The organism is Herbiconiux sp. FW305-C-125, assembly GCF_058783455.1.
In genome coordinates this window covers 145,083-165,095 of the sequence record NZ_JBYSYO010000008.1, presented here as the reverse complement: position 1 = coordinate 165,095, position 20,013 = coordinate 145,083, and the positions used below count along the sequence as shown (strand labels likewise).

The 20,013-nt window shown below is 70.8% G+C and carries 18 protein-coding genes; 10 read left to right on the top strand and 8 right to left on the bottom strand.

Going from position 1 to position 20,013, the window contains the following annotated elements:
- Positions 1-34: 34 nt before the first annotated feature.
- The gene (locus AC3WLB_RS18380; RefSeq protein WP_492508473.1) at positions 35-706 is read right to left on the bottom strand and encodes an HAD hydrolase-like protein; all 672 of its coding nucleotides are present in this window, start codon (positions 704-706) and stop codon (positions 35-37) included.
- Between the two features lie 108 nt (positions 707-814).
- On the opposite strand from AC3WLB_RS18380, the gene AC3WLB_RS18375 reads away from it, so the two are divergent.
- A complete protein-coding gene (locus AC3WLB_RS18375) occupies positions 815-1,987 on the top strand; it encodes an SLC13 family permease (RefSeq protein WP_492508471.1) in 1,173 nt (390 codons plus the stop codon).
- A 43-nt stretch (positions 1,988-2,030) separates the two neighbouring features.
- Here the strand turns inward: AC3WLB_RS18375 and AC3WLB_RS18370 are convergent, their stop codons facing one another.
- The 3 genes from AC3WLB_RS18370 to AC3WLB_RS18360 are packed head-to-tail and all read right to left on the bottom strand — an operon-like array spanning position 2,031 to position 4,427.
- On the bottom strand, positions 2,031-2,432 hold the full coding sequence (locus tag AC3WLB_RS18370; RefSeq protein WP_492508469.1) for an SseB family protein: 402 nt from the start codon (positions 2,430-2,432) through the stop codon (positions 2,031-2,033).
- A gap of 20 nt (positions 2,433-2,452) precedes the next feature.
- Positions 2,453-3,148, bottom strand: a complete 696-nt coding sequence (gene nucS, locus AC3WLB_RS18365) for an endonuclease NucS (protein ID WP_492508467.1) — start codon at positions 3,146-3,148, stop codon at positions 2,453-2,455.
- A gap of 28 nt (positions 3,149-3,176) precedes the next feature.
- Positions 3,177-4,427: an MFS transporter gene (locus AC3WLB_RS18360; protein WP_492508465.1), complete on the bottom strand. Its 1,251-nt coding sequence runs from the start codon at positions 4,425-4,427 to the stop codon at positions 3,177-3,179.
- Positions 4,428-4,509: 82 nt separating this feature from the next.
- Here AC3WLB_RS18360 and AC3WLB_RS18355 point away from each other — a divergent pair, with 82 nt between their 5' ends.
- The 4 genes from AC3WLB_RS18355 (at position 4,510) to AC3WLB_RS18340 (ending at position 8,849) form a co-directional block, all read left to right on the top strand.
- Complete coding sequence (locus tag AC3WLB_RS18355) at positions 4,510-5,574, top strand: LacI family DNA-binding transcriptional regulator (protein WP_492508463.1); 1,065 nt, start codon at positions 4,510-4,512, stop codon at positions 5,572-5,574.
- Between the two features lie 86 nt (positions 5,575-5,660).
- Positions 5,661-7,262, top strand: coding sequence for an MFS transporter (locus AC3WLB_RS18350; RefSeq protein ID WP_492508461.1), 1,602 nt, complete (start codon positions 5,661-5,663; stop codon positions 7,260-7,262).
- Positions 7,259-7,885 (top strand): TetR/AcrR family transcriptional regulator, encoded by a 627-nt coding sequence (locus AC3WLB_RS18345; protein WP_492508459.1) that lies wholly within the window; start codon positions 7,259-7,261, stop codon positions 7,883-7,885. Before AC3WLB_RS18350 ends, AC3WLB_RS18345 begins: the two co-directional genes overlap by 4 nt.
- Before the next feature lie 109 nt (positions 7,886-7,994).
- Positions 7,995-8,849 (top strand): enoyl-CoA hydratase/isomerase family protein, encoded by an 855-nt coding sequence (locus AC3WLB_RS18340; RefSeq protein WP_022896495.1) that lies wholly within the window; start codon positions 7,995-7,997, stop codon positions 8,847-8,849.
- Positions 8,850-8,919: 70 nt separating this feature from the next.
- Here the strand turns inward: AC3WLB_RS18340 and AC3WLB_RS18335 are convergent, their stop codons facing one another.
- From AC3WLB_RS18335 to AC3WLB_RS18325, 3 genes are read right to left on the bottom strand one after another with little or no spacing between them, the layout of a single operon-like run.
- Positions 8,920-10,131: a metal-dependent hydrolase family protein gene (locus tag AC3WLB_RS18335; protein WP_492508457.1), complete on the bottom strand. Its 1,212-nt coding sequence runs from the start codon at positions 10,129-10,131 to the stop codon at positions 8,920-8,922.
- Positions 10,132-10,159: 28 nt separating this feature from the next.
- A complete protein-coding gene (locus AC3WLB_RS18330; protein WP_492508455.1) occupies positions 10,160-11,563 on the bottom strand; it encodes an L-serine ammonia-lyase in 1,404 nt (467 codons plus the stop codon).
- A 37-nt stretch (positions 11,564-11,600) separates the two neighbouring features.
- Complete coding sequence (locus AC3WLB_RS18325) at positions 11,601-12,668, bottom strand: Lrp/AsnC family transcriptional regulator (RefSeq protein WP_492508453.1); 1,068 nt, start codon at positions 12,666-12,668, stop codon at positions 11,601-11,603.
- A 79-nt stretch (positions 12,669-12,747) separates the two neighbouring features.
- Between AC3WLB_RS18325 and AC3WLB_RS18320 the strand changes: the two genes are divergently transcribed.
- The 5 genes from AC3WLB_RS18320 (at position 12,748) to denD (ending at position 18,585) form a co-directional block, all read left to right on the top strand.
- Positions 12,748-14,214, top strand: coding sequence for an MFS transporter (locus AC3WLB_RS18320; RefSeq protein ID WP_492508451.1), 1,467 nt, complete (start codon positions 12,748-12,750; stop codon positions 14,212-14,214).
- Positions 14,211-15,416, top strand: coding sequence for an amidohydrolase (locus tag AC3WLB_RS18315; protein WP_492508449.1), 1,206 nt, complete (start codon positions 14,211-14,213; stop codon positions 15,414-15,416). Before AC3WLB_RS18320 ends, AC3WLB_RS18315 begins: the two co-directional genes overlap by 4 nt.
- Positions 15,417-15,487: 71 nt before the next feature.
- Entirely contained in the window at positions 15,488-16,252 is a 765-nt protein-coding gene (locus AC3WLB_RS18310) for an MBL fold metallo-hydrolase (protein WP_492508447.1), read from the top strand.
- A gap of 3 nt (positions 16,253-16,255) precedes the next feature.
- Positions 16,256-17,614 (top strand): four-carbon acid sugar kinase family protein, encoded by a 1,359-nt coding sequence (locus tag AC3WLB_RS18305; protein WP_492508445.1) that lies wholly within the window; start codon positions 16,256-16,258, stop codon positions 17,612-17,614.
- Positions 17,605-18,585 (top strand): D-erythronate dehydrogenase, encoded by a 981-nt coding sequence (denD, locus tag AC3WLB_RS18300; RefSeq protein WP_492508443.1) that lies wholly within the window; start codon positions 17,605-17,607, stop codon positions 18,583-18,585. Before AC3WLB_RS18305 ends, denD begins: the two co-directional genes overlap by 10 nt.
- Here denD and AC3WLB_RS18295 read toward each other — a convergent pair.
- Positions 18,578-19,897, bottom strand: coding sequence for an MATE family efflux transporter (locus tag AC3WLB_RS18295; RefSeq protein WP_492508441.1), 1,320 nt, complete (start codon positions 19,895-19,897; stop codon positions 18,578-18,580). The two genes, denD and AC3WLB_RS18295, sit on opposite strands and share 8 nt — an antisense overlap.
- Positions 19,898-20,013: the final 116 nt, after the last annotated feature.

Sequence of the window (20,013 nt, the reverse complement as noted above, 5' to 3'; positions counted from 1 at the left end):
GGCGATCCGGAGGCTCGCCGAGCGCCGTGCTAGGTCAGAGGAGCGCGTCGCGGAGCTGGTCGACGGAGTGCACCACCGCGATCGCGCCGACCGCCTCCGCCGGTGAACCATAGCCCCACTCGACCATGATCGCGGGGACGCCGTGTTCAGCGGCACCCACGACATCGTGCTCTCGGTCGCCGACGAGCACGAGGTTCGAGAGGTCGACGCCCTGCTCGCGCAGGCGCCGCAAGGCCTCCTCGACCACGTCGGCCTTGGCGCTGCGCGTCTCGTCCTCCGACGAGCCGCAGATCACCGCGAAGGAGTCGGCGATCTGCAGGTGCTCCAGGATCCGGATCGCCTGCACCTCCGACTTCGACGTGGTGATGGCGAGCGGGATCCCGGCGGCGTGCAACGCACGGATGAGCCCGAGCATCCCGGGGTAGACCCGCGCGTCGTCCTGCGGGCCCTCGGTGGCTGCGAGCCCGCGGTAGACGACCAGCGCCTCCTTGGCCTCCTCCTCGTTCATCCCGGCCACGTCGCGGAACCCGTCGAGGATGGGCGGCCCGACGAACGCGACCAGTTCGGCCGGGAGCGGCACCGGCCGGCCCATGGCCTGCAGCGTCCGCGACAGGCGGCCGATGATGCCGGGCGCCGAATCCGTGATGGTGCCGTCGAGATCGAAGAGGATGCACGACCACGGCTTGGCAGGGATTTTGCGGGTCACCCGAGACATCCTATTGTCGGCGTGCGAACCGCCCCCAAACCGGGGCGAGCCGCGGCCGCCATGCGCTGGTGCGCAACTGGCGGCGCGGCGGCATAGACTCGGCCGACGATGCACCAGAAACCAGCCCGCCTCATCGGCCCGATCCTCACCGTGCTGCTCCTCGTGGCGGCGGCGGTGCTGGTCGCCACGGGTGCGCTGCCGTGGCCCGATTTCGGGGAACTCGTCGACCGGGTGGTGCCGGTGCTCGCCTTCGTGGTGGCCATCACGGTCGTGGCCGAGCTCGCCAGCGCGGCCGGCGTCTTCACCGCGCTCGCCGAACGGCTCGCCGGCTGGGGGCGGGGCCGGGTGTGGCTGCTCTGGCTCTTCGTGATCGCGCTCGCCGTGGTGTGCACCGCTTTCCTCTCCCTGGACACCACCGCCGTCCTGGTCACACCGGTGGTGGTGGTGCTGGCACTGCACATCGGGGTCTCACCCATTCCGTTCGCGCTCGCCGCCGTGTGGCTCGCGAACACGGCGTCGCTGTTCCTCCCCGTGTCGAACCTCACCAATCTGCTCGCGGCCGAATCGTTCGGTGGGGGAGCCGCGGGTTTCATCGCGGTCGCTTGGGCGCCCGCGGTCGCCGGTGTGGTGCTGAGTGCCCTCATCCTCTCGATCGTGTTCCGCCGGTCGTTGCGCGGGCGCTTCGAGACGCCCGAGCGCACCCCGGTGAACGACCGACCACTTCTCGTCTATTGCGCGATCGTCGTGCTGGTGCTGCTCCCGCTCCTCGTCTCGGGGCTGCCCGTGTGGCTGGTCGCGGGGGTGGCGGCCGTGCTCCTGCTGGCCGCCTTCATGGTGCGCGACCGCAGCGCCATCCGGCCTTCCCTCATCCCGTGGCAGGCGCTCGGCATCGCGGTCGGCTTGTTCGTGCTGGTGGAGACGGCCCACGCCCACGGTCTGGAGACCCTGCTGGCCTCGGTTTCCGGATCGGGCGACGACCCGCTCAGCCTGCTGCACCTGGCCGCCATCGGCGCGCTCGGCGCCAACGGCATCAACAACCTGCCCGCGTACCTCGTGCTCGAACCCCAAGCCGGCGACCAGCTGAGGCTCGTGGCGCTGCTCATCGGTGTCAACCTCGGCCCGCTCGTCACGCCGTGGGCGTCGCTCGCCACTCTGCTCTGGCACCAGCGGTTGACCACGCTCGGCGTCACGATCTCGTGGCCGCGGTTCATGGCGCTCGGCGTCGTCGCCGTCGTCGTGATCGTGCCGGTGGCGACGCTGCTGCTCGCCCTGACCGCCTGAGCCCTGACCGCCCGCGCCCCGACCATGCTGTGCGGTTCGCTGCTCAGTCGAGCACGAACTCCCGTTTCACCACCTGACCGAGGCTCCCCACGTCGAACTGCACCGCCACGAAATCGGCGGTGGTCACGAGCGCCAGAGCCTCCCGAGCCGGGAGGATCATCGCCTGCGCCGCCGCCCGGTGCTCGGCCGGCACCGCGAGACGAAGCTCGGCCACCGAGGTGAACAACGGCAGCACGAGCTCACCGGTGGTGGACAGGATGGTGCGCAGCTGCGGGTCGGCCGCATCCGTCGTTCCGGTGATGTCGACCACGAGCGCGCCGGTGCGCATCGCCGTGAGCAGGGCGTCGAGCGTCGCACGGTTGGGTAGCGCCGCGAAGGTCTCCAGCGCCTTGCGGAGCGGCCGGTTCGAGTACGACTTGGGGAAGGCGGGAGCGGGTCGAGCCATCCGACCAGCCTAGAGGCCGCTCAGAACAGGCGGGAGTCGGCGTCGTCGAGGCCGCGCATGGCGTCGTAGTCGAGCACGAGGCAGCGGATGCCGCGATCCTGCGCCAGGGTGCGCGCCTGCGGCTTGATCTCCTGGGCCGCGAACACGCCGTGCACGGGCGAGAGGTGCGGGTCGCGGTTCATCAGCTCGAGGTACCGCGTCAACTGCTCCACCCCGTCGATGTCGCCGCGCCGCTTGATCTCCACGGCCACGGCGCCGCCCGCGGAGTCGCGGGCGAGGATGTCGACCGGGCCGATGGCGGTCATGTACTCGCGCCGCACCAGGGTGTGACCCTCGCCGAGGAGGCCGATCTGCTCGGCCAGCAGTTTCTGCAGGTGCGCCTCGACGCCGTCCTTCACGAGGCCGGGATCGATGCCGAGCTCGTGGGCCGAGTCGTGCTCGATGTCGTACAGCGAGACCACGAGCACGTCGTCGGTCTTCTTCTGCGTGACCTTCCAGACGGCGGTGATGCCCGCATCCGCCTGCGCCTCGTCGGGCTCGAGCTCGGTGATGGTGCAGGGCGGGCTCATCCAGTTGAGCGGCTTGTACGATCCGCCGTCGGAGTGCACCAGGATGCTGCCGTCGCTCTTCAGCATCAGCAGGCGTTTCGCGAGCGGCAGGTGAGCGCTGAGCCGGCCGGCGTAGTCGACGGAACAGGTGGCAATGACGAGACGCACCAGTAGAGCGTAACCGCTGCGGGCGGAGCTACGGGGCGGGGATGGGCGAGGCGGCGGCGGGGGCCCGGCGGGCACGCTCGCGGGCGGCAGGGGAGAAGAGGCCGGCGAGCACGACGAGCACGAGCACGAGCAGCAGCGCGTGCAGGATGCCGAACTGGTGCCCGAGGAGACCCAGTACCGGCGGACCGACGAGGAATGCGACGTAGCCGATGATCGCCACCGCGCTCACCCGGGCCGCGGAGAGCTTCGGGTCGTCGGTGTCGGCCGCCGCCGACATGCCCACCGGGAAGCCGAGGGAACAGCCGAGCGCCCAGAACGCGGCACCGACGTAGGCGAGCCAGGGGACCGGTGCCGCGACGATGAACACGAGGATGCCGAGCACGCCGAGTGCCGCGCTCACCCGCAGCACGGGTACGCGCCCGAACCGGTCGAGCACGGGGCCGCCGAGGATGCGCCCCAGCGTCATCGACACCGTGAAGACGCCGAAGACCACGGCGGCCGTGGTGTTCGACTGGTCGTACCCGTCGACCACCGCGATGGTGAGCCAGTCGTTCGCCGAGCCCTCGGCGAAGGCCATGCCGAGCATGATCACGCCGATCGCGAGCAGCCGCACGTCTTTCCAGACGGCAAGGCTCGCCAGGACGCGCTCGCGGAACGGCACGCGCGGCGCGGCGAGCTCGGGATCCTCCGCCTCCACGCCCCGCGGCACGAAGCGGATGGCGACCAGCGCGCTCGCCACGATGATGGCCGCGATCACGCCGAGGTGCACGGCGACGTCGATCGACAGTGCGGAGGCCAGCGCCCCGAGGCCGGCGCCGGCGACGGTGCCGAAGCTGAAGAACGCGTGCATCAGCGGCATCAGCGTCTTGCCGATCGCGCGTTCGGCGGCGGCGCCCTCGACGTTCATCATCACGTCGACCGAGCCGTTGCCGTAGCCGAAGACGGCGAGCCCTGCGCCCACGACCACCGCGGAGTCGAGAACGGATGTGCCGAGTCCGATCACGACGGTGCCGGTGGCCACGAGGCAGAGCGAGAGCACCATGCCGGCACGGGCACCGATGCGCAGCATCACGGGCGGTGCCGCGATGAGGCCGATCACGGAGCCGGCCGACATGGTGAAGATGAGCACGCCGATCTGAGCGGTGTCGAGGCCCAGCTGGTCGCGCACGGCCGGGAGCCGGGCGACCCAGCTCGCGATCGAGATGCCGCTCAGCGCGAAGATCACGAAGATCGCGTTGCGCCACGAGAGCAACTGCCGCCGGGAGAGGGTGTCGGTCATGGGTGCGAGGCATCCGATTCTGAGAAAGCTGCGAGTGAGATCGAATCGATTCGATCGAAACGATTCGACTAGGCTACAACCCGTGTCCGGCACCGAGCAACCGCGAGCCACGCTCCTCGACGTGGCGCGGCGCGCGGGCGTCTCGGCGTCGACCGCGTCCCTCGCCTTCAGCGGCGCAGGACCGGTGTCGCCGGCCACACGCGAGAAGGTGCTCGCCGCGGCGGGCGAGCTGGGGTACTCGGGCCCCGACCCGCGCGCACGCTCGCTCCGCCAGGGGCGCTCCGGTGTGGTGGGCGTGGTCTTCGACGAGCGACTGCTCCACGCGTTCCGCGATCCGGTGAACATCGCGACGCTCGATGGCATCGCCACCGGGCTCGGTGTCGACAGCACGGGCCTCCTGCTGCTCACCGAGACCGGGGCGGTGGGGGCGGGCATCCGCTCGGCCGCCATCGACGCCGCGGTGCTGGTGGGGTGCAGTCCCGTGCTCGAGTCGGTGGCGGCGGCACTCCGGCAGCGCAACATCCCGACCGTCTCCATCGAGGGCGGAACGCTCGAAGGCGTGGTGGACGTGGCGCTCGACAACGTCGAGTCGGCCGAACGCCTCGCCCGGCACCTGCACGACCTGGGGCATCGCCGGGTGGGTGCGGTGACCCTGGCGACCGATGCGGAGCGGGCGACCGCGCCGATCACCCCGGCGCGTGAACGGGCCATCACCACCGCCGTCACGCGTGACCGGCTGGCCGGTGGCCGCCGGGTCTTCCCGGATCTCGTCGCCCATTCGGCCGGGTACAACCAGGTCGACGACGGTGCGCGGGCCGCCCGGGCGTTGCTCGACGTCGACCCGGCCGACCGCCCCACCGCGGTGATGGCGCAGAGCGACCTGCTCGCCGTCGGCGTGCTGCAGGCGGCCGACGAGCTCGGGCTGCGGGTGCCGCACGACCTCAGCGTCACCGGCTTCGACGGCGTGCGCATCGACGGGCTCACCGCCTACGACCTCACCACGATGGTGCAACCGGCGGCCGAGAAGGGGCGCGCGGCCGGCGACGCGGTCACGCGATTGCTCGCCGGCGAAGTCGTCGAGCCGATGCTCTTCGAGTGCGTATTCCATCTCGGCAATACGACTGCCGAGCCGCAGCGAACCGCCTGATCGACGCCGTGTCACGTCTCCGCCCGGCCTGCCCTGCCGGTGCGCTACTGTCGTGCTCAGACGCGGGTGCGGCACGGGAGGGCGCGATGAGCGAGACGACAGGCGCGGCGGCGCGGGCGACGGCCGGAACGGGCCCGGCCCGCGGGGGGATCGTGCTGGCCGCGTTGATCCTGGCCTCCGGGGTCGCCAACCTCAACCTGTCCATCGCCAACGTCGCACTGCCCTCCATCGGTGAGGCCTTCGATGCGTCGCAGACCGCCCTGAACCTCGTCGCCGTGGGGTTCTCGCTGGGGCTCGCCGGCTCGGTGCTCTACCTCGGCGCCCTGGGTGACCGTTACGGGCGCAAGCGGATGCTCGTGATCGGGCTCTCCCTCAGCATCCCCGCTGCCCTGCTCGCGGCGTTCGCACCGTCGGTCGAGGTGCTGTTCGCCGCGCGTGTGATCGGCGGGGTCGCAGCGGGGATGGCCTACCCCACCACGCTGGCCCTGATCGCCGCCCTGTGGACCGGCCCGAAGCGCATCGCCGCGATCGCGCTCTGGTCAGGGCTCGGCGGGGCGATCTCGGCGCTCGGCCCGCTCGCCTCGGGCTTCCTCCTCAGTGTCTTCCCGTGGGGTGCGGTGTTCTTGATGACGCCGCCGCTGGCCGCCATCACGCTGGTGCTGGTCATCCTCGTGGTTCCCGCGAAGGTGAACGAGGGCACGGAGCCGGTCGACAATCTGGGCGGTGTGCTCTCGGTGGTGCTGGTCGCGTCGCTCGTGCTCGCCATCAACTTCGCGGCGGTGCCGGGAGCGGGGCTGTTCTCGAGCGTGCTCGGCGTCGTGGCGGCGCTGGCCGGTGTGGGGTTCGTGCTCCGGCAGCGGCGGGCGCGCAACCCGCTGTACGACCTGCACGTGGTACGTCGCCGCACCTTCTGGGTGGCCGCGGTGGGCGGCACGGTGGTGTTCGGATCGCTGATGGGTGCGATGTACGTCGGGCAGTTGTTCCTGCAGAACGTGCTCGGTTACACCGCGCTCGAGGCGGGCGCCTCGATCCTGCCCGCGGCCGTGATCATGACCCTCGCCGCGCCGGTGTCGAGCCGGCTCGTGCTGCGCTTCGGTGCCCGCTTCGTGTTCCTGCTCGGCTTCGCGAGCTGCCTGCTCGCCTTCCTCACGATGTACCTGTTCTGGGACATCGGGGCGAGCTACCTGCCGGTGGGCGTTGGGTACGGCCTGATCGGCCTGGGGGTCGGCCTTGCCGGGCCGCCCGCCTCCCGCTCGCTCACCGACTCGGTGCCGGTGCGACGCGCCGGGATGGCGTCGGGCACGTCCGACCTCCAGCGCGACCTCGGCGGGTCGATCATGCAGTCACTGCTCGGCGCGATCCTCACCGCCGGCTACGCCTCCGCCATCGCGTCGTCGGTGGCCTCGGCGCCCGCGAACGTGCAGAGCGAGGTGACGAGCAGCATCCAGGCGCAGTTGCAGAAGTCGTTCGACGGCGCGATCGCCATCGCCAAGCAGTACCCCGAGTACGCCGACGGCATCGTCAAAGCGGCGCGCGACTCCTTCCTGCACGGCGCGGACTGGGCGTACGCGACCGGTATGGCGTTCATGCTTGTGGGGGCGCTCGTGGCCCTGGTGTTCTACCCGCGGCGCGAGCGCGAGCACGAACTCCTCCGCGAGTACGCCGCGGAGGACGGGACGGCCGAATGACCGTCGATCCGGGTCGCGCGCGCCGGCCTGGCGGGCGCACGCGCGAGGTTACCGAGCGCCTGATGGCGGCGGCGCTCGAGCTCGTGTCGGAAAAGGGTGTCGACGGACTGCAATACGACGAGCTGGCCGCGCGAGCCCAGGTCGGCCGCGCGACCGTCTACCGACGCTGGCCGGATCGCGACGATCTTCTCCGGGACGTGTTCGAGCAGTTTGCGACGACCTCCGTTCCGATCGATGACAGCGACGACATCGTGCGGGATCTCATCCGGTTCCTGCAGTCGTTCGCCGAAGCCGCCTCTTCGCCGGCCGGCCGGGCTGTGCTGCAGATCCTCCTCCGACAGGCGTCCGACGCCGACGAACTGCACGGGCTGGGGCTCGAGCTGCTCGACCGTCGAACCGGAGAACTGCAGCGGCGCCTCGACCGGGCGAGCGAGTCAGGCCAGCTGCCATTGACGGATGCGCGGTTCGTCAACATGATGCTCGCCGGCCCGGTGCAATGGTTCGTCCTGCGCCGGGAGCAGCCGTTCACCGAGGGTGACGCGCGGATGATCGTGGAGTTCGTGATCGACGGGTTGTGGCGCGGAACAAGCCGCTCGCGCTCGGAAACTTCGGCCAACCACTAAGACGCGCGCATTCCCTGCACCGTTCGATCGAGCCATCCGCCGCCGCCCTTATCGAGATAATCTGTCTCATTAACGGTCGGGACCGGCCCGGCCGGCGAAGGGATTCACCATGGTCGACACATCGAGCTTCGGCTGGGACGGACACGTCCCGCCCACACCGCTCGCCGAATACTCCAAGCGCTACGCGGACTTCTTCGAGATGCGCCGCGAAGACGGCATCCTCGAGCTGCGCCTTCACAGCGGTGGCGGCCCGTATGTGCACAACTGGGCTGCGCACAACGCGTGGAACCGGGTCTGGCAGGACGTCGGCAACGACCCCGAGAACCACGTGCTGATCATCACCGGCACCGGGGAGAGCTGGTTCAGAGGCGACCCGCGCCAGACGTGGCCGAAGCCGCTCGTCGATGAGACACCGGACTACATCTTCCAGCAGACGATAGACGCGTGGAAGCTGATCGAGAACTTCGTCAACAACATCGATGTTCCCACCATCGCCGCAGTCAATGGCCCAGGGATCCACACGGAGTTCGCGCTCATGTGCGACGTGACCCTCGCGGCGGAAGACGCCGATTTCATGGACCCGCACTTCATGGTCGGAACGGCGCCCGGCGATGGTCTCGCACTCGCCCTGCAGCACCTGATGGGCACGAAACGTGCTGCCTACGCCATCTACGGTGGAGGCAGCATCCCGGCCACGAAAGCGCTCGAGTACGGTCTGGTGAGCGACGTGCTGCCGCGGGAAGAACTCGTGCCGAGGGCGTGGCAACTGGCACGCGACATCATGAAGCGGCCGAGGTTCGCGCGCTGGGCGACCCACAACATCGTCAATCGGCCGTGGCGGAAGCTCGTGAGCGAGGACTTCGGATTCCACTTCTCCCAGCAGTCGTTGGCGACGGTGGCTTCGAAGGCACTCATCCCCGATCCCGAACTCGTGGCCGACGCGCGCGACCGCAAGGTGTGGTGACAGGTCTCCGCACACAGAAGATGGGGGCGGCACTCGGCGCCGCCCCCATCCGCTCAGCGGACTCCTCTGCTCAGCGAACCCGGCGGCCGCCGAGCACGACGTGGCGGACCCGGTCCCGCAACCCGTTCAGGTCGTCGAGCTGCCCGTCGATGACGACGAGATCGGCGATCTTCCCGGGCGCGAAGACGCCGAGCTCGCGCTGGCCGAGTAGCTCGGCCGCGTTAGCGGTGGCCGTTCGCCACGCGTGCTCCGGTGTCATCGATGACGCCTTGGTCATCAGCAGGAGTTCGTCGAGATTGCTCGCACCAGGATGCCCGTACGGCGGTGAGTCGGTGCCCATCGCCACGGAGACACCGGCATCGACGGCCCGTGCGAAGCTGGCCCGGTGCGCCTCGAGCGCCTCACGGGCGAGCTCGAGACTCTCGTCCGGGATCGGGACGCCACAGTCTGCGGCATCCACGATGGCCTGGGTCGCCGACAGCGTCGGCACCAGCCAGGCCTTCTTCTGCAGCAGGAGATCGATCGCCTCGTCGTCGAGGTGGTAACCGTGCTCGATCGAACGCGCGCCGTGGCGGAGCGCCGCCTTGATGCCCTCCGTGCCCTGGGCGTGCGCGAAGAAGTAGGTGCCCGCCGCAGCCACCTCGGCGGCGATCACCGCGAGTTCCTCGTCCCGGAAATGGGCGTGCCGCGGGTCGTCGCCGGGCGACATCACGCCGCCGGTCGTGGCGACTTTGATCGCATCCGCTCCTGCTCGCAGGATCTCGCGGACACCGCGACGCACGTCGTCCGGACCGTCTCGTACCGAGCGCGGCCGCCCCGGATTCGGCAGCATCATCGCCATCGAGCGACTGCCACCCGAGAGAAGATGCAGATCGCCGTGTCCCCCGGTCTGGGAGAGCATGACGAGTGCGATCTGCAGCCGCGGACCTTCGATGATGTTCTGTTCGATCGCCCGCTTGACACCGGCATCCGCTCCAGCCGCGTCGCGGGCCGAGGTGATGCCCTGGTCGAGCAGCAGCGAGAGATTGCGCAGGGCTTCGTAGTAGTGCAGTGAGAACGGCTCCAGTTCGGTGCGGGAGACGTCGAGATCGCGCGCCATGACATGGACGTGACAGTCGAACAGACCCGGAAGCACCGACATCCCGGTGCAGTCGACCGCCTCGTCGCCATCCAGTCCCGACCCCACGCCGATGATGCGATCTCCTTCGACCGCCACGTCGACCTCCGACGTCGTCGAGCCGTCGAAGACGCGCCCTCCTCTGAACACGGTTCGTCTCACCACGGTGTTTCCTTTCTTCTGTGTGCGCTTGTCAGCACTCGACCACGTTGACGGCGAGGCCACCCAGAGCCGTCTCCTTGTACTTGTGACTCATGTCGGCACCGGTGTCGCGCATCGTGGCGATCACCTGATCGAGCGAGACGCGATGCTCGCCGTCGCCCCACAGCGCCATGCGCGCGGCGTTGATGGCCTTCGAGGCGCCGATCGCATTGCGTTCGATGCAGGGGACCTGGACCAAGCCGCCGATCGGGTCGCAGGTGAGACCGAGGTTGTGCTCCATCGCGATCTCGGCTGCGTTCTCGACCTGGCGTGGGGTGCCGCCGAGGATCTCGGCCAGTCCCGCCGCGGCCATCGATGACGCCGACCCCACTTCGCCCTGACAGCCCACCTCGGCGCCGGAGATCGACGCGTTGTTCTTGTAGAGGGTGCCGATGGCGGCCGCGGTGAGCAGAAATCGCTCGACGATGCTGTCGCGGATGCCCGTTCCGCCCGTCCGGGCAGCGGGCGTGTAGTGCAGGGCGTAGTACAGCACCGCGGGAACGATGCCCGCCGCACCGTTCGTCGGGGCCGTCACCACGCGGCCACCGCTGGCGTTCTCCTCGTTGACGGCGAGTGCGACGAGATTCACCCGCTGTTGCCAGTGCTCGCCGTCGTGGTGCGGGTCTTCGTCGGCCAGACGGGCTGCCCACGCAGCCGCACGACGGCGAACGCCGAGACCCCCCGGCAGCACGCCGGTGCGGCCGATGGCCGAGTGCACGCTCGACTCCATGACCTCCCAGATGTGCCGGAGGCCGTCTCGGAGATCGGCTTCCGTGCGGGAGGCACGCTCGTTGGCGCGCATGAGCTCGCTCACCGAGAGGCCGGTGTCGTCACATCGGGCGAGCAACTCCGCGCCGGTGCGGAACGGGTGCGGAGCCGACGGCACCGGCGTCGTTGCGGCTGCGGTGCCGGCGCCGTCGCGCACGATGAATCCGCCCCCGACGGAGAGGTATGTCTGTGTCGACAACTCGTGGCCGCGGGAGTCGGATGCCGTGAAGGTCAGTGCGTTGGGGTGCCGCGGATGCACGGTCAGCGGCTTCAACACGAAATCCTCCACCCGGCAGGAGATCGGCTGTCGGCCGGCCAGGCGAACCGTGCCGGTGCGGCTGATCTCATCGAGGCGGGAGGTGACCTCCTCGGGCGTGATCTCGTCCGAGCGTGCGCCGGTGAGGCCGAGCAGCACGGCGGTGAACGTGCCGTGCCCGGACCCCGTCGCCGCGAGCGAGCCGAAGATCTCGATCCGCACCGCTGCGGTGTGTTCGATCGCACCCGACTGCTCGAGCGCCCCGGCGAACGCGGCGGCGGCCTTCATCGGGCCGACGGTGTGGGAGCTCGAGGGCCCGATCCCCACCGTGAACAGGTCGAAGACCCCGACGGGCGCGTGCACGTTGCTCATGGCGCCACCGTAGAAGTGGCGCCCGACGGGGACTTCGTTATGAAGATTCAGGCCACAAATGACGCTGACTGTGCAGGAATGTCGTCGGAAGAGGAACGCTCACGCCAGTTGCCCGCCCTTCGGTGTGCAGATAGCGCCCTTCCTTCTTCAGGCTGCGCAGCACGACCGATCGGTCTGCGATGCTCACCCCGGGAACGCTCTCTTCAATCGCAGTCTCCAGGCGCTGCACGTCGGCGAGGGTTCTCATCCAGACCGACAGCACGAGGTTGTACGGTCCGATCGTCGCCGCAGCCATGCGCACCTCGTTCAGGCGTCGCATCGCCGACCCCACGCGTTCCGTCATCGCTGCCGGCACGCGCAAGAAGTACCACGCATGCACCGGCCACCCCGAGTGGATGCGCGCCACCTCCGTGCGAACGACCAGCCGCCCCTGGGCGCTCAGCGTGGCCAAGGCTTCACGCACTCGACGCTGGCCCAGCCCCAGCTCCTTCGCGAGGGCCGTGACCGACGCGCGTCCGTCGTGCGCGAGGAGACCGACCAGATCGTGCTCGAACTGCGGATCGACCTTCGCCCGTCCCGCGACCGGCACACCGATGGTGCGCTCCACTGCGCTCGCCTCGTCGGTGGAGAGGGAGCGCAGTCGCCATTGCCCGGCGTCGGTGAACGGCGAGGAGAGGATGAGGGTGCGAGTCGCGCGAACCCCGGCGAGACGCCGCATCCTGCCCATGATGTAGTCGCTCAGGGCATCCAGATCGGCTGCGCCGACGATCACCAGGAGGTCGCGGCCCCCCGCGGTGTGGTCGATCGTGAACGCCTCCGGGTCGGCGGCGAGGGTGTTCGCGATCTCGAGTGTCGCACCGGGTTCGGCCTCCACCTCCAGGATCGCCGACGGTCCGCGTGCTTCTGCTCCGGGATGACCTGCCACCCACGCAAGACCCTGCTCGGTCAGCCGTTCCCACCGGCGCGCGAGCGTCACCGAGTCGACACCGAGGATGGGCGCCAGCGCCGACCAACGCGCCCGAGGGTTGATCTGCAGGGCCTGGATCAGGCGCTTGTCGGTCTCACCCAGCCTCATAACCTGCAGCGAGTTCGAGCTGACGTCCATAAATCTGCATTCTAGGGTGAAGCGACGACGCAACGGGTGAGGATGACCCATCCCGATCCCATCCCGTGAGGAGCACCGTATGCCCCGCCTTTCCCGTACCGGTTCGACATTCGGCGTCGTCGGTTTCCTCGTCGTCATGGAACTCGGCAGCGGCCTGCTGCAGGGCTGGTTCTCACCGCTGCTCGCCGCGATCGGCCAGCAGTTCGAGGTCGGCGCCGGCGCGCTCAACTGGGTGAGCGCGATGTACATGCTGATGACCGTCGCGTGCGTGCCGATCCTCGCCAAGCTCGGCGACATGTTCGGCCACAAGCGTCTGCTGGTCGTGGCGTCGGCACTCGTCGCGGTGGGTTCCGTCGTCGTGGCATTCGCGCCCAGTTTCGAGATCTTCCTGCTCGGCCGAGCGCTGCAAGCGCCTCTCGCTGCCTTCCTGCCCTTGGAGTTCGCCATCGTCAGGGCGCGCGACGAGCAGCGGGCGAGCAGGAGCATCGGGGTTCTGGTCGGTGCCCTCACCCTCGGGGCCGCGCTCGGCTCCCTTCTGTCGGGGCTCCTGTTCGGCGCGATCGGCGACCTCACGGTCGTCCTACTGATTCCCGCGATCTTCATCCTGCTGTGCGTGCCGGTCGTCGTTCTCCTGGTGCCGGAAACGCTCGTCCGCCGCAGCGGGCGCGTCGACATCGTCGGGGCCATCCTGCTCACGGCGGGTCTGCTCGGGGTGCTCACCGGGGTCTCGAACGCCGGCACCTGGGGGTGGGGTGATCTGCGCACGATCGCCTTGATTCTCGGCGGTGCCGCCCTCCTGGTGCTCTGGGTGGTCGTGGAGCGCCGGATCGCGCATCCGCTGGTCGACCTGACGATGCTCACGCGTGGCGGAATCGGGCTGCCGATCGTGGCTTCGGTGCTGTTCGGAGCGCAGACCTACGGTGGCCAGACCGCGAGCTTTCTCTGGCTTCTCGGCGACCCGGTGCGAGATGGCTACGGCCTCGGTATCGCCCCGGCCGCGGCCGGCGCCATCATCGTGCTCTACGCGCTCTCCGCCTTCCTCGGCACGCTCATGGGTGATCGACTGGCCAAGCGCATCTCGGCGGCACGCGCCGTGGCACTGGCCGGCCTGGTCGCCGCTGCAAGCTTCGCTCTCATGATCGCCTTCGCGCAGCTGGCGCCGCTGTTCATCGCGTTCATGGCCGTGGGCGGCTTGTCGGCCGGCGTCCTGCTGGCCGTGCTACCGGCGGTCGTCGTGCGGAACGCGCCCGCGGATTCGGTGGGGATCGCATCGGCGCTGTTCAACACCGCTCGCACGGCGGCCGGAGCCGCCGCCGGCGCGGTCTTCGCCCTCGTGATGACACTGTTCGTGACCACGGGCGCCGCAGGGTCCGGCACCGGAGTGCGATCGACGCCGCTGTCGTTCTTCGCGGTCTGGGCCATCTGCCTGGTCATCGCCCTCGCGCTCGGCGGAGTGGGGCTGCGCATCCGGGTCGCCGCGCCGCTCGCGGAGCCCCGGCGCGACGCCGACGAGCGCCAGGCCGCCGAATCGGTCGAAGAGCGATGACGGGCGCAGGCGTGACCCGCATCGAAGAGGTTCGTGGCGCTCTGCTCGCTTCGGGCCCCGACTGGCGCGAAGCCGTGGTCGAGTTGAGTGCCGGGATCCATCGGCATCCGGAACTCGCGTTCGAGGAGCATCACTCGGCCGCTCTCGTGGCGGATGCGGTGCGCGATGCAGGCTTCGAGGTGCAGGCGGGGGCGTACGGGCTCGAGACGGCGGTATTGGCCGAGTACGGCGAGGGGGACATCACGGTGGCGATCTGCGCCGAGTACGACGCGCTCCCGGGCATCGGACATGCCTGTGGGCACAACGTCATCGCTGCTGCCGGCGTCGGAGCGGCGATCGCGTTGCGGAGCGTCGCCGCTGCTCTCGGCATCCGGCTGAGACTGCTCGGAACCCCGGCGGAGGAGCACGGGGGCGGCAAGGTGCTCATGCTGGAGCGCGGGGCCTGGGACGACGTCGACTTCTCGCTCATGGTGCACGCCGGCCCGGGAGAGGACCTGCGGTGCGGCGACGTGCGCACCCAGGCGGTCGCGCGCTTCGACGTAGCGTTCCAGGGTCTCTCGGGCCACGCCGGCGCGCCGAGCCCAGAGGGGGTCAACGCGGCGAACGCCGCGACGATCGCGCTGGTCGCGCTCGGTCTGCTGCGCCAGCACCTGCCCGATGGGGTGCGCACCAACGCGTTCGTCGCTGAGGGTGGCGAAGCGACCAACATCATCCCCGCGTCGACACGCGTGCGGGTCGAGCTGCGCGGAGACACGGTGGCAGACGTGGACGGGGCACGACGCCGAATCCTGAGCTGCTTCGAAGCCGGAGCAGTCGCGACCGGATGCTCGTGGAGCGCTTCGGAGGCAGAACCCACGTACGCCGAGATGGTGCAGAACCCCGTGCTCGCTCTCGCCTGGGATCGCAGCCTCGAGGCGCTCGGCCGTTCGCCCCGGCCGTATGCGGGGGTGCCCGGCGGTTCGACCGACATGGGGAACGTCTCCCACGTCGTTCCCTCGATCCATCCGCTCATCGCCATCGAGGGCAGCCGCTCGGCGCCCCACACGCCCGGGTTCACGAGCGACGCGATCGGCCCGGCGGCCGAGGCGGCGATCGTCGACGGTGCACTCGCGCTGGCGTTCACGGTCGTCGACGTCGTCGACCACCTGCGCGCGGGGGGACTGCTGCACGACACGGGCACGGCCGACCCTGTCGGCACCTGAGGGCGGCACGGGTCGGCCTCGGCACGAGACGCCCGCGACGCGAGTCGGCCGCGGCACGGGACAATGGGGAGATGCGTCTCACCGTGCTCGGCACCGCGACCCCCTACCCGCGACCGGGCAACGCCTGCTCCGGCTACCTCCTGCAGTCGGATGCCCCGGGCGAGCGCCCGACGAGCATCTGGGTCGACGCCGGCACCGGCACCCTCGCCGAGTTGCAGCGGTACCTGCACCCCGCCGATCTCGACGCGATCTGGATCTCCCACCGCCACGCCGACCACACCGCCGACCTGCTGGTGGCGTACTACGCGTTGCGGTTCGCCGAGCGCCGCCCCGCGCATCCGATTCCCCTCATCGGGCCGGAAGGACTGCTCGACCGCCTGGCCGCCTTTCTCGGGCCCTCGGCGGTGGCCGAACTGCCGACGGTGTTCGACCACCAGGCGATGAGCGGTTGGGGTGACCGCACGGTCGGGTCGATCGCCCTGTCGTGGGGGCCGGTGCAGCACGGGGTGCCGGCGTTCGGGCTGACGGCGAGCGACGGGTCGGGGCGGCTCGCCTACTCGGGCGACTCCGCGCCCTGCACCTCGCTCGAGGAGCTCGCCGAGGGCGCTGACCTCCTTCTCGTCGAAGCGGGCTACGACGTCGCGCCGACGGGGGAGGCCGCCGCGCACCACACGCCGGAGGATGCCGGGCGCACCGCCGCTGCGGCGGGCGTGTCACGCCTCGCGCTCACCCACGTCGACGGTGCCGTGCCCGCGGCCGACGCTGCGAGCCGTGCGGCCGCACACTTCTCCGGTGAGGTGCGGGCGGTGCGCCCGAATGATGTGCTGAAGGTGTGACCGATGTTCACTCTCGTGCTCGACGACGACCCGACCGGCACCCAGTCCGCCACCGGGGTGACGGTGCTCCTGCGCTGGGACGCGGCGGACATCGTGGAGGTGCTCCGCGCCGAGGGCGCGGTGTACCTGCAGACCAACTCGCGTGCGGTGCCGGCCGCGCAGGCGAAGACGCTCGCGCAGGGGATCCGTGACGAGCTCGCGACGGTGGAGCTGGAGCTCGGCGGGCCGGTGCTCGTGGTGCTCCGTGGCGACTCGACGCTGCGCGGGCACGTGTTCGCCGAGACGGACGTGTTCGCGCGACCCGACGCCGGCGACGACGGAGCCCACGCTGAGCGGCCAGGCGAAATGGATGCGCGGGCCGGCCGTGCTCGGGAGGCAGGTGCCCCGGTGCTGTTCGTGCCCGCCTTCCCGGAGGGCGGTCGCACGACGATCGCCTCGGTGCACCGGGTCGTGATCGACGGGACCGACACCCCGGTGGCCGAGACGGAGTTCGCCCGCGACCCGGTGTTCGGGTACCGGAGCTCGAACCTCGTCGACTGGGTGCGCGAGCACGGCTCACGCCGGGCCATCCCGGTGCCCCTCGACCGACTCCGCGCGACGGCCGGCCGGGCGGTGGCCGACGCGCTCCGCGACGCCCGGCCCGGGGAGTTCGTGGTGCCCGACGTGCGCGACGACGGAGACATCGAGCTGATTCACGCGGGGCTGCTCGAGGCGCTGGGGTCGGGCATCCGCACCGTCGTGCGCTCCGCCGCCCCGTTGGCCGCCGTGTGCGCCGGCCGGCTGAGCCGCGGATTGCTGCCGCGACCGCTCGCGGGCACGCCCGGCCGGCCGGTGCTCGTGGTCTGCGGCTCGCACACCGCCGCCGCCACGGAGCAGCTCGAGCGCCTCGAACAGGAGCTCGGCAGCGCGGCCGTCGTGATTCCCACCGAGGACGCCTTCGCCGACCCCGACGCCGCGGGCCGGCGCGCAGCGGACATCGCACGGCCCGAGCTTCAGCGCACCGGCACGGTCATCGTGTCGACCGAGCGCCGGCGCCCGGCGGAGGATGACACGCTGGCGCACGGCGAGACGGTGATGCGCGCGCTCATGGCGGCGACCGAGGCGCTGATCGGCGACGTCGGAACGGTGGTGTCGAAGGGTGGCATCACCTCGGCCGAGGTGGCCCGGCTCGGCTTCGGTGCGTCGCGCGCCCGGGTGCGCGGCCAGGTCGCGGCGGGCATCTCGGTCTGGGACCTGGCGGGCCGGGGCGGCACCGGGGTTCAGGTCGTCGTCCCGGGCAACGTGGGCGGCCGTGAGACGCTCGTCGACGTGCTGTCGGCGCTCGGACGTGGCGGGGAGACGAGGGAGCAGTCATGCGGGTAGCGATCACCGGCGGGGCCGGCTTCCTCGGCGCGGAACTGGCGCGGCGCATCCTCGCGGCCGGGCGGCTGTCGCCGGCCGGCGCGCCACCGGCCGAGCTCGGCGAACTGGTGCTGCTCGACCTCGTCGAGCCGCCCACCGACCTCCTCGCCGATCCGCGGGTGCGTGCGCTCGTCGGCGACCTGGAGGCGCTCACCGCGAACGTCGGGCCGGTCGACCTCGTCTTCCACCTCGCCGGTGTGGTCAGCAGCGCCGCCGAGAGCGACTTCGACCTCGGGATGCGCACCAACCTCGACGCCTTGCGCGGGCTGCTCGAGACCCTCCGCCGCCAGGAGGGTCAACCTGTTCTCGTCTTCACCAGCTCGCTCGCGGTGTTCGGCAGCGATCCGGCGATCGGCCCGATCGGCACCGTCGACGACGACACGCTGCCGCGACCGCAGTCGAGCTACGGCGTGCAGAAGTTCATCGGCGAGCAGCTGGTCGCCGACTACACCCGCAAGGGCTTCGTGCGCGGCCGGAGCGTCCGGCTGATGACCGTGGCGGTTCGGCCCGGCCGGCCGAACGCCGCGGCCTCGAGTTTCATCTCGAGCATCATCCGGGAGCCGCTCGCCGGCCTCCGCGCCGTGTGCCCGGTGCCGCCGGAGACGCCGATCGCCGTGTCGTCCCCCCGCCGCACCCTCGACGGCATCCTGGCGGCGGCCGAGACCGCCGACGACCGCTGGGGCAGCCGCACGGCCATGAACCTTCCGGCGCTCACGACGACCCCCCGCGACATGGTGGCGGCGCTTGCGAGCGTGGCGGGCCCCGGGCCGGAAGCGCTGATCGACTGGGCCCACGACGACGGCATCACCGCGATCGTCGGCAGCTGGCCGGCCCGGTTCGTCACCCCCCGTGCCGACGCCCTCGGCCTGGCTACGGAGGACACCTTCGAGGACGTGATCCGGGCCTACCTGGCCGAGCACCGAGTCACATAGCCGCGCCCGTCACGATCCACCGCGAGCCGCGGGCGCGCAGCCCGAGGGTGACGGCTCGCGCGCCGAGGTACCCGAACGAGAACGCTGCCCAGAGCCACGCCAATCCCGTCACGCCTTCCGGCTGCGCGAGCGCGACCCACCCGAGCAGCGGCGCGTACACCGCGAGGTTCACCACCCCCGCCAAGGCGAGGTAGCGCGCATCCCCGGCCCCGATCAGCACCCCGTCGAGCACGAACACGAATCCGCCGAGCGGCACGCCGGCCGCCATCACCCAGAGGCTCACCGTCAGCGCCTGCTGCACCTCGGCGCTCGGGCTGAACACCGGCCCGAGCAGCGGCGCGACCACCGCGATCGCAGCGCCGAGCACCACACCGGAGAGCACGCCCCAGCGCACCAGCCGCCCGGTCACCGCGTGCACCCGGTCGACCTCGGATGCCCCGAGCCCGTGCCCGATCATCGCCTGACCCGCGATGGCCAGCGCGTCGAGGATGAGCGCGAGCGTGGTGAAGATCGTCATGGCGATCTGGAAGGCGGCCAACTCGGTCACCCCGAGCGATGCCGCCGCGATCACGGATCCGACGAGCGCCGCCCGCAGGCTCGCCGTGCGCACGAAGAGCCAGCCGCCCGCCGACGCGGCACCGCCCACGCCGTCCAGACCCGGTCGCAGCGAGACACCGGATGCGCGTGCCGCCCGCACTGCGATCACCACGTACACCGCGGCCATCGCCCACTGCGCGATCACCGTGCCGGCCGCCGAGCCCGCGATGCCCCAGCCGGCGCCGTAGATGAGGAGGGCGTTCAGGCCCGCGTTCACCGCGAATCCCGCGACGGCGACCACGAGCGGGGTGCGGGTGTCCTGCAGCCCGCGGAGGAGGCCGGTGGCGGCGATGACGAGGAGCATCGCCGGCAGACCGATCAGCGAGACCGTGAGGTAGGTGGTCGCCTCGGCCTCGACGGCCGCCGTGCTGCCGAAGGCCTGAACGGTGATGCCGGCGAGGGGCCACCCCACGAGGGCGAGCAGCACGCCCACGCCGAGGGCGAGCCACATCCCGTCGATGCCGGCCGTGATCGCACCGGGCCGGTCGCCCGCGCCGAGGCGGCGCGCGACCGCCGGCGTGGTGGCATAGGCGAGGAAGATGAGCAGCCCCACCACCGTCTGCAGCACGGTGCCGGCGATGCCGAGCGCGGCGAGCGGATCCTCACCGAGATGCCCGACCAGCGCCGTGTCGGTGAGGAGGAACAGCGGCTCGGCGACCAGGGCTCCGAGCGCCGGCACGGCCAGGCGCAGGATGTCGCGGTCGATCGTCTGCACCGGGCCAGCCTATGCGCGGTCGAACGCGCGGCCCTCTCTCAGCCACACGGTGTGGCTCCGGCCCCGCGGGACTGGTAACGTGCCGAACGTCAGCCCGGATGACGCAGCGGCGCCCA

Bases quoted from the DNA above. Each gene is read 5' to 3' on its own strand.
- AC3WLB_RS18305 (WP_492508445.1), top strand. From the start codon at position 16,256: ATGTTCACTCTCGTGCTCGACGACGACCCGACCGGCACCCAGTCCGCC.
- AC3WLB_RS18340 (WP_022896495.1), top strand. From the start codon at position 7,995: ATGGTCGACACATCGAGCTTCGGCTGGGACGGACACGTCCCGCCCACA.
- AC3WLB_RS18325 (WP_492508453.1), bottom strand. From the start codon at position 12,668: ATGGACGTCAGCTCGAACTCGCTGCAGGTTATGAGGCTGGGTGAGACC.
- AC3WLB_RS18310 (WP_492508447.1), top strand. From the start codon at position 15,488: ATGCGTCTCACCGTGCTCGGCACCGCGACCCCCTACCCGCGACCGGGC.
- AC3WLB_RS18330 (WP_492508455.1), bottom strand. From the start codon at position 11,563: ATGAGCAACGTGCACGCGCCCGTCGGGGTCTTCGACCTGTTCACGGTG.
- denD (WP_492508443.1), top strand. From the start codon at position 17,605: ATGCGGGTAGCGATCACCGGCGGGGCCGGCTTCCTCGGCGCGGAACTG.
- AC3WLB_RS18375 (WP_492508471.1), top strand. From the start codon at position 815: ATGCACCAGAAACCAGCCCGCCTCATCGGCCCGATCCTCACCGTGCTG.
- AC3WLB_RS18360 (WP_492508465.1), bottom strand. From the start codon at position 4,427: ATGACCGACACCCTCTCCCGGCGGCAGTTGCTCTCGTGGCGCAACGCG.
- AC3WLB_RS18315 (WP_492508449.1), top strand. From the start codon at position 14,211: ATGACGGGCGCAGGCGTGACCCGCATCGAAGAGGTTCGTGGCGCTCTG.
- AC3WLB_RS18345 (WP_492508459.1), top strand. From the start codon at position 7,259: ATGACCGTCGATCCGGGTCGCGCGCGCCGGCCTGGCGGGCGCACGCGC.
- AC3WLB_RS18350 (WP_492508461.1), top strand. From the start codon at position 5,661: ATGAGCGAGACGACAGGCGCGGCGGCGCGGGCGACGGCCGGAACGGGC.
- AC3WLB_RS18370 (WP_492508469.1), bottom strand. From the start codon at position 2,432: ATGGCTCGACCCGCTCCCGCCTTCCCCAAGTCGTACTCGAACCGGCCG.
- AC3WLB_RS18320 (WP_492508451.1), top strand. From the start codon at position 12,748: ATGCCCCGCCTTTCCCGTACCGGTTCGACATTCGGCGTCGTCGGTTTC.